We start from the raw sequence: 13,615 nt of genomic DNA, 5'->3' as shown, positions 1-13,615 counted from the left end.
ACACTTAGTGCAAATAAATATTAAAATATAACACTGTAGAAGATTTTAATAATTCATAGCTGAAAATTAGTGATTTAAAGCTAAATAGAAATTCAGTTATAATAAGCTGAACTTAAACTTCGTATAAGAGAAGAAGCAATCATAATTATATATTTTCAGTAATTAATTATTGATTGTATAAGTTATGGATTAAAATAAAGGTGGATGAAAAATGGTTAGGACAATTGATTATAAAGAACTTCGAGGAGAGTATGTTTTAGTTGATGTGAGAAGTCCAGGGGAATACAAGGAAGCAACAATACCTGGAGCAGTAAATATTTCATTGTTTAATGATGAGGAAAGAGCTTTAATAGGCACTATCTATACTAGAGAAAGTACAGAAAAAGCTAAGAGATTAGGAGTAGATTTAGTATCTAAAAAGCTACCTAAAATTTATGAAGAAATAATAGATTTAGAGAAGAAATATAAGAAAGTTGTTATGTTTTGTGCAAGAGGAGGTATGAGGAGTGCCTCTATAGCAGAATTACTTGGTGCTTTAGGTGTAAAAGTTGAAAGAATTAAAGATGGATATAAGGGATATAGAGCGGTAATAAATGAAGAACTTCCAAAATTAAATGAAGGGGTTACTTATGTAGTACTTCATGGAAATACAGGGGTAGGTAAAACTGAAATTCTTAAAAAGCTTATGGAAAATGATCGTGATGTATTAGACTTAGAAGGATTTGCTAATCATAGAGGGTCTATCTTGGGCTCCGTTGGATTAGGAGAAACTCGTTCTCAAAAGTACTTTGAATCTTTAATTTATGAAGAACTTAAAAATAGAAGGAGTAATTATGTTTTTATTGAAGCTGAGAGTAGAAGAATAGGAAGAGTTTTAATACCAGAATATATCCATAATAAAATGAAAGAAGGCATACATGTTTTTATTGATGCAGATTTAGATTTTAGAAGCAATTTAATCATCAATGAATATACTAAAGGAAAAAATTGTAATGAAGAACTTTGTGATGCTATAATGAAGATTAGAAAGCATATTAGTGTGGCTAATTTGGAACAATATTGTGAAAGAGTAAGAAATAATGATTATATAGACGTAGTAAAGGAACTTATGGTAAGATATTATGATCCGCTTTATATGCATAGTTCTAATCAATATAAATATGATTTAAAAATAATCGTAGAAAGTATAGAAGCTTCTGCAAAGCAATTAGAAGACTTTATTGATAACTATAAAAATGATGTGAATTAGCAAAAAGCAGAACATTTGTTTCTGTTTTTTGCTTTTTTATCTTTACTATAAATAAGTAAAGTTATAAAATAACATTTGTAACCAAAAACAAACTTAGTATGGAGGTAAGAATGATTTTAGAAAATAAAGATATTAACAGTTATGAAGTTACAGATTTAACTTCTTTAGAAAAACTAGAACCTGTTAGAGTTAGGCCAGGGATGTATATTGGATCAACAGGAACAAAAGGACTTCATCATTGTATTTGGGAAATCTTTGATAATGCCATAGACGAAATTGCTAATGGTTATGGAGATAGTGCAGAATTGATTTTAAATAGTGATAAAAGTGTAACTATTATAGATAATGGTAGGGGAATTCCTACAGGAATACATCCTATAAAAAAGAAGTCTGGTGTAGAGATGGTATATACAGAACTTCATACAGGAGGAAAGTTTAATAATTCTAACTATAAAACTTCAGGGGGACTTCATGGTGTTGGTGCAGCAGTAGTAAATGCGCTTTCATCTTGGCTTGAGGTTGAAGTTAAACAAAAGGGACAAATTTTTCGTCAGCGTTTTGAATATGCTTATGATAAAGAGCTTAAAAAGAAAATGCCTGGTACTCCAGTTACTAAGCTTGAAGTTGTAGGTAAGACTAAAGAAACAGGAACTAAAATAACCTTTATGGCTGATAGTGAAATTTTTGGAAATATAGATTATAAATTTGATCTTATTGATGAAAGACTTCAGGAATTAGCTTTTCAAAATAAAGGAATAACTTTAATTTTAAAAGACAATAGAAAAAGTGAACCTGTAGAAAAAACTTACCATTCTGAAAGAGGATTATTAGACTTTATAGATTATTTAAATGAGAGTAAAACAATACTTCATAAGGACCCTATTTTATTTAGTGGCGAAAGAGAAGTTAATGGAGTTAATTTGGATGGTGAAGTTTGTATCCAATTTACGGATTCTACTACAGAGCATATAGCTAGTTATGTAAATAATATTCCTACAACAGAAGCAGGAACTCATGAAACTGGTTTTAAGACTGGAATGACTAGAGCCTTTAAAGAGTGGAGTAAAAAACTTAACTTAATTAAAGAAAAAGATAAAGAGTTTGAAGGTGATGACTTAAGAGAAGGCATGACAGCAATTGTAAAAATAAAGGTCAGTAATCCTATATTTGAAGGTCAAACTAAAACAAAGTTAGGAAATGCAGAGGCTTATTCTATGATGAATGAGCTATGTTATCAAAAGATTGGTGAATGGATAGAAGATAATAAAGAAACAGCTACTATTATTATAAATAATGCTATTTCTGCTGCACAACGTAGAGAAAAGATTAAAAAGATAAATGAAGCTGAAAAAAAGAAAATAGGAAATGGTACATCACCATTAGCAGGAAAGATAGCAGTATGTACTCTTAAAAATTCGCAGTTCACAGAGTTTATAGTAGTTGAGGGAGACTCAGCTGGTGGTAGTGCTAAACAAGCTAGAGACAGAAGGTTTCAATCAATTATGCCTTCAAAAGGTAAAATAATGAATACAGAAAAGCAAAAGTTAGAAAATGTATTAGCTAGTGAAGAGCTTAAAATTTTTAATACAGCTGTTGGAACAGGAGTTTTAGATAATTATAAAGAAGAAGATTTAAAATATGATAAAATAATTATTTTGAGTGATGCTGACGTAGATGGATATCATATACGTACACTATGGATGACTTATATTTATAGGTATATGAGACCCTTAATTCAAAATGGACATTTATATATAGCACTTCCTCCATTATATAAAGTTTATAAAAATAGTAAAAATGGTGAGATTTCTAAATATGCTTATAGTGATGAAGAGTTAGAAAAGGTAAAAAAGGAAATTGGAAAAGGTGCATTAATTCAACGATATAAAGGTCTTGGAGAAATGAATGCTGAACAATTATGGCAAACTACCTTAAATCCAGAAACTAGAACTCTTCAACGAGTAACTATTGAAGATGCATCAAAAGCTGAAAAAATGATTTCACTTTTAATGGGAGATATAGTGGAACCAAGGAAAAATTATATGTATAAATACGCAGAATTTTAGGAGGTGTTAAATCATGGCGAAGAAAAATAATCAAATTCCAATAGATAATAATATTATTAATACACCATTACATGAGGCGATGCCTGACAACTATCTTCCTTATGCAGTAGAAGTTTCAAAAGATAGAGCTCTACCAGATGTAAGAGATGGTCTAAAGCCTGTTCATAGGAGAATACTCTATGGAGCATATATGCTTAAAGCTTTTCCAGATAAGCCTTATTATAAATCTGCAAGAATAGTAGGGGATATATTAGGTAAGTATCATCCACATGGTGATACATCTGTATATGATGCAATGGTAATTTTAGCTCAAGATTTTTCTACAAGAATGCCGCTTATTGACGGTCATGGAAACTGGGGAAGTATTGATGGAGATAGCGCTGCTGCTATGCGTTATACAGAAGCTAGACTTTCAAACATTTCTACGGAACTTTTAAAAGATATAGATAAAAATGTAGTAGATATGGTGGACAATTATTCTGATACAGAGAAAGAACCATCTGTATTACCGGCAAGATACCCAAATCTTTTAGTAAATGGAGCCTTTGGTATAGCAGTAGGTCTTGCTACCAATATACCACCTCATAACTTGGGTGAGGTAATTGATGCTTCATTAGCTTATGCAGATAATAATGACATAACTACAAAAGAATTAATGTCATACATTCAAGGTCCAGATTTACCTACAGGTGGAACATTAATAGGAAAAAATGCTATTTTAGCTGCTTATGAAACAGGAGAAGGAAAAGTAACTCTAAGGGCAAAGACTCATATTGAGACCTTAGAAAATGGCCGATTAGGGATTGTAATAACAGAGTTTCCATATAGAAAGAACAAAGCAAAATTACTTCAGTCCATATCCGATATGACTGGAGATAAGAAACATTCTAAAGCATTAGAAGGAGTTTCTGATATTAGAGATGAATCTGATAGAGAAGGAATACGAGCTGTTATAGAATTTAAGAAAAGTGCTACTAAGGAAAGTGTAAATAAAGTTTTGAAATACTTATTTAAGAAAACAGAACTTCAATCTAATCTTTCCTTCAATATGGTAGCATTGGCAAATGGAAAACCAGAAACCTTAGGATTAAAAGAACTAATACATCATTACGTTGAGCATCAAAAGGATGTAGTAACTAGAAGAACAAAAAAAGAACTTGAAATTGCGGAAAAAAGATTTCATATAGTTGAAGGTTTTATAAAAGCTAATGATATTATGGATGAAATTATAAAAACTATAAGAGCATCTAAGTCTAAAAAGGATGCTGCTATAAATTTAATAGCTAATTTTGCATTTACTGAACTTCAGGCAGAAGCTATATTAGAAATGATGCTATATAGATTGACTGGGCTTGAAATAAAAACTTTTGAAAAGGAATATAAAGAACTTGAAGTTCTTATGAGAAAACTAAGAAAAATTTTAGATAATGAAAAAGAACTTATAAAAGTTATAAAAAAAGAGCTTTTAGAGATAAAAGATAAATATGTTGATAAAAGAAGAACAGAAATTATTGAAAATGACAATGAAGCTAAAATAGAATTAGAAGAATTAATAATAGAAGAGGATATAGTTATAACTGTTTCTAATGAAGGCTTTATAAAGAGAACACCACTAAAGTCATTTAATAGAACTTCTCAGGATGTAGAAGATATAGATCATCGAGAAGGGGATTATAATAGATTTTTACTTCAAAGTAATACAAAAGATACTTTAATTATCTTTACTTCTCAAGGAAATATGTATCAATTAAAGGGAATTTCTATTCCAGAATTTAAATGGAAAGAACGAGGAGAAAAAATAGAAAGTTTAATAAAAAGCTTAGATTTATCTAAAGAAGCTATTGTAGCAGCTTTTTCTATAGAGAATTTTGAAGATCCAAGAAATTTATTATTATTTACTTCTAGTGGTATGTTAAAGAAAACTGAGCTTTCTAAATTTAATACTAATTATACAAAGCTTTCTGCATTAAGATTAAGAGAAGATGAAAAGCTTGTAGATGTAAAGGTAGTTAATAAAGATAGAGAAGAGTGCTTTATTAAAGTTAATACAAAAAATGATTTGTGCTTTAATGTAGAAGAACCGATTATTGAAGAAAGTGATAGAAGTCTACTAGGAAAGCAACTTTTTAATTTACCTAATGGCGATGAAGTTATATCCATAGAGTATACTGATGAATATGAATTTAGAGAGTTTTTCTTAAGTATAAACTCTAAGGGATTTATAAGAACAAGTAATAGAAAGTCTAATGATAAACTTATAACCTTAACTAATAGTAATGAGGAAATTCTTTTATTTACAGAGAGAGGGAAGGTATATAAGCTAAAAGGGTATATTCTTCAGAACATAGATAAGAAAGGAATAAGTTTAGTTGAACTGCTTCAAGATTATGATAAAGAGGATAAGATTATTAGTATAATTTCTTTAAATAAATATGAAGATGAAAAAAGCTTTTACTTTATCACTAAAAAAGGATTAATTAAAAGAACCTTATGTAGCGAATTTGAGGGAGATTATATCATAACTACTGGATATAAATTAAAAACTGAGGATGATAGAGTAATTTCTGTATCCTTAGAGAATAGTGATAATTCGGCACTAATTGTTACTGAAAAGGCTATGTGTATTAAATTTAATATCTCTACTATAAATACTATGGGTAAAAATGCTAGTGGAGTTACTGCTATTAGCTTAAAAGATGATGATAGTGTTATCTTTGGAGATATAATTTATGAAGAACTAGGTAGAGAACTACATGAAAAAGAGAAGTATTTATGCGTAGATAAATTAAAAACAAATTTAATTTTAAATACTTTAAAAGGAGAAACAAAAACAATTACGATAAGTGATATAAGCACACAAAATAGAGCAGGTCGTGGAAAGAATATAATGCTATTTTTAAGTGATGATAAAATAGAGAGTGTTGAAAGAGAGTAAGCTTTATGAAAAAGATATTTTTAAAAAATAAATTAAAGTTTATCTATACTCATAGTGAAAACACTATAACTTCTTTTACAATAGGATTCAATGCAGGTGCAATGGTAGAAGAGAGTAATGAACTTGGATTAGCACATGTGGTTGAACATATGGTTTTTAAAGGAACTAAAAATAGAAGTGAAGCAGAAATTAATAATCAATGCGATAAAATTTTTGGATTTCATAATGCTATGACAAATTATCCTTATGTAGTTTATTATGGTACTGGCCTTTCAGAAGACTTTGAAAAGGGCTTAGAAGTCTATAGTGATATACTATTGAATCCTACTTTTGAGGAAGAGCATTTTAAAGATGAAATATCGGTGATTTGTGAAGAATTAAAGGAATGGGGTGATGATACATCTCAATTTTGTGAAGATAGGGTATTATTTAATGGATTTACTCATAGGAGAATAAAAGATCTTATTATAGGGAATGAAGATATAATAAAGTCTTTTACCATAAATGATGTAAAAGGCTTTTATGATAAATATTATATACCTAATAATTGTACTATTTCGGTAGTATCTTCATTGTGTTTTGAAGATGTTTATAAAATAATAGATAAATATTTTTCTCAGTGGCAAGAAAAATATTATGAAAATAATGAAATAGTTTATGAGGAAAATATATATGGAACATTTATTGAAGAAAAAAGTGATATAAACTCTTGTAAAATACAATATATTTTTCCAATACACAATTTAAATCAGAGAGAAATAACTTTACTTAGAATATTTAATTCTTTTTTTGGCGAAGGGACTAGTAGTATTTTATATGATGAAATAAGGACTAAAAGAGGGTTAGTTTATGATATAAGCTCTAAATTAAAAAATGAAAATGGTATTAAATTATACACTATAACCCTTGGTACCTCAAAAGAAAATATAGACACTTCAATTGAAATTATAGATAATGAAATTGAAAAAGCTAAAGTCTTAGATGGATATTTTACAGATGAAAAAATTAAAGGCATAATAAAATCTTTAAAATTAAAAAGAATTTTAGGACTAGAAAAATCTATATCATTATCCTTTAATATATGTATTTTTGATATTATGTATGAGGATTACAATATTTTATTCAATGAGTATGATATAGAAGATATAACTGAGGATGAAATTCTTAAAGTTGCGAATAAAGTCCTTAAGAACCCGACTATTCAAATAATAAAATCAAAATAAGGTGCTGTTGCAAAACAGATATTTGTAAATTTTGATGAATAAAACCATGTATATAAGGGAATTTGTTTTCCTGTTTATGCATGGTTTTTTATTTTGTATAGGGAGCCTATGTGTTTCACAACATCCCTTATTTTAGAAGCCTTTAAAAGACAGTTAGTTGTTTGATTTATATGGTAATATATGATAAATTTAACGTATAAATAAAATCTATATTTGGGGGATTGAGATGAGAAAGGTATTATATGTTATGCTGTCTATAATCCTAAGTTTTGGGTTATTTGGATGTTCTAGAGATTCCGGCATTGAAGAAAATAAAATGGAAAATAAAATGGAAAGTAAAGTAGAAGTAGATCCATTAGTTAATGAATTACCTAAACTAAAAGTATTTATAGACAATAAAGAAATGGATGTTCAGTTAGGAGACTACATGTATTATGTTGGAGATAAGCAAATTACTACTCCTGCTCATAAAGAAGAATTAAATCAAGAGCCAACAGTGTTTAAAAAAGTTAAAAAAGGTAGCAAGATGGCTTTAGAATTTAGTGAAGAACCTAAGTCTTATAACGCAATAGTTATAAAAGATATAGACATTATAGGTGGAGCTAAAGGTATAGAGGTAGATTTAAAAGACAATAAAGTAATGCTTCCAAAAGAAAAAGGTAAATACGTTATAATGATAAGCGCTGAATATACTAAAGGTAATGTAGTATATGGTTTAGATATTGAGATTAAGTAAATTATATAAAAATATTGATTAAAAATTTAATACATAGATAAGTATTTTTTAAAATAATTTAATTCACAATTTAAAGCAATTGACGATTGAGAATTATAATGAAATTAGGTTTAATATTTAAAGTCTATGATTAATTTCTAAAACAAGAAGTGGCAACATTTAGTTATCTTTTGTTTTTTTATATATATAATTGTTAATATAAAATTACTAAAATAAATGTAAAAAAATATATAATTATATATATTTTGCTTGAATGTTATAAATTATAATAAAATGCAATAGTATGTCAAGAAATACAAGAAAAAGGTCGAATTTTTATGCGATAGTATAAAACAAACTTCATATTGCTTTACTAGGATATTTATATGAAAAATTTTTTCAAATATTTATAAAAGGAGCAAAAGAAATGTTTAATGAACACATGAAACCATTTAAAATACTTAATTTTGGAAAGCTTAAAAGAAAAGGGTGGAAGAAGAAAAAATTTTATATATGGAAAATATAATGATTATGATTTTACTGTTTTTCAAGGAGATAACTATAAAGGAATAATTATGCCCTTAAAAGAAATATCTAAACCGCAAATTGAAATAATTCAAAGCTTTTTTACTAACAATGCTAAAAAATATAATTTGAAAAATTATTTTTTTGAAGGAGAATTTTTACGTATAAATATTTCAGAAAAATTTTTCTCTTTAAGCAGTGGTAAATTAGAAAATATTTTAGAAGAATTTACTATGTTTTTAAATCTATCTAATATAAATCTAAAAAACAGATGTATATTTTGCGGAGAAGACAATGCTTATGAAACAATACTTAAGGAAAAGGTATTATGTCAAAGTCATCAGGAATGCTATGCACAAAAAGATACAAAGCTAAAGGTTGAAAAAAATAATTTAGAATTAGAAAATAAAAATTATTTTAGAGGAACTATAGGAGCTTTATTAGGAGGAATTATAGTTGTAATATTAAATCTTTTATTTAGTGCTTTTACTAATAGAACTTTAGTTATTATAGGGATTTTTATAGTTTTAGGAGCATTTAAAGGGTATAAATTTCTAGGAGGAAAGATAGGAAGAGGTACTAAAAGTATTATTATTTTTTCAACTATTTTCTCAGTGATACTTATACCTATAGCAGATATCATATATTCTATAATATTTAATAAAGCGTCTCTTACTATAGAAAATTTTATCTATATAGCAGCTTTAAAAGAAAATTTGTTATTAATTATAAAGGAATTAGTGGTCAATTCAATTGTGGCGATTTTAAGTATTGGTGATGTAATACGAAGAATTAATATTGAAATTAAAGGAGGATCACTAAAATAAAAAGTTTCATTATAAAAAAGATAAGAACAAACATAAGTAAAGTTAATAGGACATAGTTTTAGTAGAATTTTTATATGAAGCTTATCTTTTCAAAAAATTTATGACAGGAGAAAATAAATGCTTAATAGAAAAATATTTAATGAAATTTCTGATTTATTTATAATGTTTGGATTTAGACGATTTAAAGCTAAAGGTTGGAAAAGATATAAGAAATTTATATGTGGGAAATATAATAATTATAATTTTACAGTTTTTCAAGGTAATAAATGCAAGCATATATTCGTGCCACTAAAGGGGATATCTCAGCAGGAGATTAAAGTAATTCAAAGTTACTTAGATAATAATGCTAAAAAATTTAATTTGAAAAATTATTTTTTTGAAGAAGAAATTTTACAAATGATTATATCAGAGCAAATGTGGTATTTAAGTGGAAGAAAGTTAGAAAATATATTAAGTGATTTTACTATGTTTTTAAATCTATTAAATATAAATTTTCAAAACAGATGTATGTTTTGTGGAGAAAATGGTGCTAATAAAGTTATACTTAAAACTAATATATTATGTGAAGTTCATGAAGCCTGTTATACAGAAGAGATTAATAGGGTTATAACTGAAAGAGATGCTTTGGAGTTAGAACGTAAAAACTATATTAGAGGAACTATAGGCGCTATATTTGGAGGAATAGCAGCCTTTATAATAAATATAATGATAATTTTATTTTTTGAAGATTTAGTAATAGTTTCAGGAGTCATCTTTGTAGAAGGTACATTTCTAGGATATAAATTTTTAAATGGGAAAATGGGTAAAAACACAAAATACATTGTTATTCTTTCCACTATTTTTTCTATATTTTCTACAGAAATAATATTTATTATTTTATATATAATAGGTATGGATATGCCTTTAAATAAGAGTAATTTTATGTTAGTACTGAAAAATTCAGATGTTCGTGAATTTGTGATTTTTAGCCTACCGTGGCTTTTAGGGACATCTGCTTTAAGTATATATAGAATAATAAAAGAAATTGACTATAAAATAAAAAATCAATTGCTGATGATTAAAAAGATTTCATTATAATAAAAAGCTAAGAATAAGAGAAATATCTTATTCTTAGCTTTTTCTATAATGATTCATAAATTTTCTTTATAAGTAGAGCATCATTTTCAAGAATAGGGCTCTCGCAAATTACACATCCTTTTATATTAAAGTCTCTAAAAGCTTTTATACAAGCATTATAGTTAAAATCACTTTCCTCAAAAGGAAGGTGATTTTTTTCACCTTTAGGACCATAGTTTATACCAGATATGTGAATGTGCATATCATCTAATGCTTCCTGGCCTAAATTATCTCCTATATGTGATAATATTTTTGCAAAATCATCATATTCTTTTAATGCACCGTTATATCTTGCATGTAAATGAGAAAAGTCTACACATAATTTACAAGTAGAAACTCTTTTACAAAGCTCAACTAGCTCTTCAAGAGATCCAAACTGAGTAGGTTTACCTGTAGTCTCTAACCTATAATCTACTCCAAAGTGTGGAATTTTTCTCAAATTTTCTTCAATAGTATCAAAGGTTTCTTCTGGAGAATCTTTTAAATAAAAACCGGGATGAAATATTAAACTTCGTCCACCTACTTTTTGAAGCCCTTCCGCTCCCTTAATTATACGCTCAATAGATTTTTCTTGTTTTTCAATTTCATCAGAATTTAGATTTATATAATAAGAGCCATGGGCAGAAAGGTAAAAGTTATTTTCTTCCTTAGCTTTAAAAACATCATCTTTATTTTTATCTGTTATATTAACTGAGCGAACAAAAGGTAGTTCCATTGCATCTAATCCTAAATTTTTTAAATGAGGGATGCCAGTTTTATAAGTAAATTTTGTATTTTCATCTCCAAGAGGAAGACCAGAAATTCCAAATAATAATTTATCCATTAAATCACCTCAAAAATTAAAGTATGATGTGATTATATCATACTTTTAAATAAATTTATAATTAACCTTAAGCAATTCAGAATTCACCATAATTGTCCATTATCAATAGTCAATTCTCAATTCCATATTAGTGGAAGCTTAAACAACTTAACAATACAATTTTATGAATGTATAGGATGAAATCTCAAAGTGGTACAACTATATAATGAATAACAAAGTAATAATTAAATAAAGGTCAATTGTAAATTTATTTAAATTTTTGCTATAATGTTAAATAGTATGATTTAAGAGGTGAACCAATGGAAAGTAAATGGATGCTTAGAACTACTAAGACAGATGTTAAATCACTGGCGAAAGAAGTAGGCTTAAACCCAATTATAGTGAAAATAATGGTGAATAGAGAAATAGATACTGTTGATAAAATAAATAAATTTATAAATCCAACTTTTTCCCAATTTCATGATCCACTTCTTATGAAGGATATGGAAAAAGGAGTATCAATAATTAAAAATGCCATAGAACAAGGTGAGAAAATAATGATTTATGGTGATTATGATGCAGATGGGGTTACTAGTACAGTTATATTATATAAAGCTTTAAAAAATTGCAATGGTAATGTAGATTTTTATATACCAGATAGAGAAAATGAAGGCTACGGTATGTGCAGTGAAAGAATTGAGAAAATAAAGGAAGATGGGTATAATACTATAATTTCTTGTGATAATGGAATTTCTGCATTAGAGCAGGTAGAGAGAGCAAAAGAATTAGGAATGACTGTAGTAATTACTGATCATCATGAGTTACCTTTTGAAGATGTAGGCGGAGAAAGAGTATATAAAATGCCTATAGCAGATGCAGTTATAAATCCTAAGAGAAATGATTGTGAATATCCCTTTAAAAACTTATGTGGTGCAGGAATTGCATTTAAATTTAGCTGTGCCTTATATGAAGCTATGGGAATTTCCGTAGAAAGTGCTTATGATTTAATTGAAATTGCAGGTATAGGAACTATATGTGATGTAGTTGACCTAATTGATGAAAATAGAGTTATAGCTAAAAAAGCTCTTAAACTAATGAATAATACAAAGAATATAGGCTTAAAGGCACTGAAAGAAATTTTAAATATAAGAAATGAAATGAGTTCATATCATGTTGGATTTTTAATAGGACCTTGTATAAATGCCACAGGAAGGTTAGAAACAGCTTTTTTATCTGTAGATTTATTACTTTGTGAAGATATAGAAAAGGCTAAAGAATTAGCTTCTACTTTAGTAGAATTAAATAAAAAAAGGCAGGAAATGACTAATGATAGTGTAGAAGCAATAGTGAATATGGTAAACAGTTCATCACTTATAAATGATAAGGTTTTAGTAGCTTATAAAGAAGATGTACATGAAAGTATAGCAGGTATTGTAGCAGGAAGAGTTAGAGAAAAATTTAATGTACCAACTATAATATTAACAAAAGGTAAAGAAATGCCTAAAGGCTCTGGAAGATCTATTGAAGAATATAATATGTTTGAAGAGCTTATAAAGTGCAAGGATTTACTTCATAAATTTGGTGGACATCCCATGGCAGCAGGACTTTCAATAAAAGAAGAAAACATAGCATTGTTTAGGGAAAAGCTAAATGAGCTTTGTGAACTATCAGAAGAAGATTTAATTCCTAAAATAAGAATAGATGAAAGGTTACCACTTAAATATATAGATTTTAATTTAATAGAAGAACTTCGTAGTCTAGAGCCTTTTGGCAAAGGTAATAATTCTCCAATTCTAGCAGAGAAAAATATACCTATTGAAAGAATAAGTATACTTGGAGAAAAGAAAAATACTTTAAAGTTTAGATGTAGAATATCAGGAACTAATAGATATATAGATGCAATATGCTTTAATAAAGTAGAAGAATTTATTGAAATGTTAAAAAATGAATATGGAGAAAGCTATGAATATATGCTTGAAAATCCTCAGGGGTTGAAGATGGATATAGTGTTTTTACCATCTATAAATGATTATAACGGTAATGTGTCTATACAATTAAAAATTAATAGTTTTAAAATATCCAACTAATTTATACAATTGAAGTCTTATTTAAGTTTATTAACTAACTTGTTAAATAATAAAGAAGGAAAAGTTATGA

9 protein-coding genes are annotated in these 13,615 nt (G+C 27.5%); 8 read left to right on the top strand and 1 reads right to left on the bottom strand.

All coding sequences use genetic code 11. The features are described 5' to 3' along the window. Positions 1-211: 211 nt before the first annotated feature. The 7 genes from mnmH (at position 212) to ACY1IQ_RS05900 (ending at position 10,617) form a co-directional block, all read left to right on the top strand. Positions 212-1,249 (top strand): tRNA 2-selenouridine(34) synthase MnmH, encoded by a 1,038-nt coding sequence (gene mnmH / locus ACY1IQ_RS05930; protein WP_461613097.1) that lies wholly within the window; start codon positions 212-214, stop codon positions 1,247-1,249. Between the two features lie 110 nt (positions 1,250-1,359). Next, positions 1,360-3,315: a DNA gyrase/topoisomerase IV subunit B gene (locus tag ACY1IQ_RS05925; RefSeq protein WP_461613096.1), complete on the top strand. Its 1,956-nt coding sequence runs from the start codon at positions 1,360-1,362 to the stop codon at positions 3,313-3,315. A gap of 13 nt (positions 3,316-3,328) precedes the next feature. Then, positions 3,329-6,250, top strand: coding sequence for a DNA topoisomerase IV subunit A (locus tag ACY1IQ_RS05920; protein ID WP_461613095.1), 2,922 nt, complete (start codon positions 3,329-3,331; stop codon positions 6,248-6,250). Between the two features lie 5 nt (positions 6,251-6,255). Then, positions 6,256-7,473, top strand: a complete 1,218-nt coding sequence (locus ACY1IQ_RS05915) for a M16 family metallopeptidase (RefSeq protein WP_461613094.1) — start codon at positions 6,256-6,258, stop codon at positions 7,471-7,473. A 226-nt stretch (positions 7,474-7,699) separates the two neighbouring features. Continuing rightward, entirely contained in the window at positions 7,700-8,209 is a 510-nt protein-coding gene (locus tag ACY1IQ_RS05910; protein ID WP_461613093.1) for a hypothetical protein, read from the top strand. 446 nt (positions 8,210-8,655) lie between these two features. Beyond that, a complete protein-coding gene (locus tag ACY1IQ_RS05905) occupies positions 8,656-9,540 on the top strand; it encodes a hypothetical protein (RefSeq protein WP_461613092.1) in 885 nt (294 codons plus the stop codon). Between the two features lie 117 nt (positions 9,541-9,657). Then, a complete protein-coding gene (locus tag ACY1IQ_RS05900) occupies positions 9,658-10,617 on the top strand; it encodes a hypothetical protein (protein ID WP_461613091.1) in 960 nt (319 codons plus the stop codon). 43 nt (positions 10,618-10,660) lie between these two features. Here ACY1IQ_RS05900 and ACY1IQ_RS05895 read toward each other — a convergent pair whose 3' ends face one another. Then, the gene (locus tag ACY1IQ_RS05895) at positions 10,661-11,479 is read right to left on the bottom strand and encodes a TIM barrel protein (RefSeq protein ID WP_461613090.1); all 819 of its coding nucleotides are present in this window, start codon (positions 11,477-11,479) and stop codon (positions 10,661-10,663) included. A gap of 299 nt (positions 11,480-11,778) precedes the next feature. On the opposite strand from ACY1IQ_RS05895, the gene recJ reads away from it, so the two are divergent. After that, the gene (gene recJ, locus ACY1IQ_RS05890; protein WP_461613089.1) at positions 11,779-13,545 is read left to right on the top strand and encodes a single-stranded-DNA-specific exonuclease RecJ; all 1,767 of its coding nucleotides are present in this window, start codon (positions 11,779-11,781) and stop codon (positions 13,543-13,545) included. Positions 13,546-13,615: the final 70 nt, after the last annotated feature.

This window comes from Clostridium sp. Marseille-QA1073 (assembly GCF_054863625.1).
The sequence above is the reverse complement of the archived record's forward strand: the minus strand, read 5'-3'. Positions and strand labels throughout refer to the sequence as shown.

Excerpts from the sequence above, each read along its gene's own strand:
- mnmH (WP_461613097.1), top strand. The coding sequence starts at position 212 with ATGGTTAGGACAATTGATTATAAAGAACTTCGAGGAGAGTATGTTTTA.
- ACY1IQ_RS05925 (WP_461613096.1), top strand. The coding sequence starts at position 1,360 with ATGATTTTAGAAAATAAAGATATTAACAGTTATGAAGTTACAGATTTA.
- ACY1IQ_RS05920 (WP_461613095.1), top strand. The coding sequence starts at position 3,329 with ATGGCGAAGAAAAATAATCAAATTCCAATAGATAATAATATTATTAAT.
- ACY1IQ_RS05915 (WP_461613094.1), top strand. The coding sequence starts at position 6,256 with ATGAAAAAGATATTTTTAAAAAATAAATTAAAGTTTATCTATACTCAT.
- ACY1IQ_RS05910 (WP_461613093.1), top strand. The coding sequence starts at position 7,700 with ATGAGAAAGGTATTATATGTTATGCTGTCTATAATCCTAAGTTTTGGG.
- ACY1IQ_RS05900 (WP_461613091.1), top strand. The coding sequence starts at position 9,658 with ATGCTTAATAGAAAAATATTTAATGAAATTTCTGATTTATTTATAATG.
- ACY1IQ_RS05895 (WP_461613090.1), bottom strand. The coding sequence starts at position 11,479 with ATGGATAAATTATTATTTGGAATTTCTGGTCTTCCTCTTGGAGATGAA.
- recJ (WP_461613089.1), top strand. The coding sequence starts at position 11,779 with ATGGAAAGTAAATGGATGCTTAGAACTACTAAGACAGATGTTAAATCA.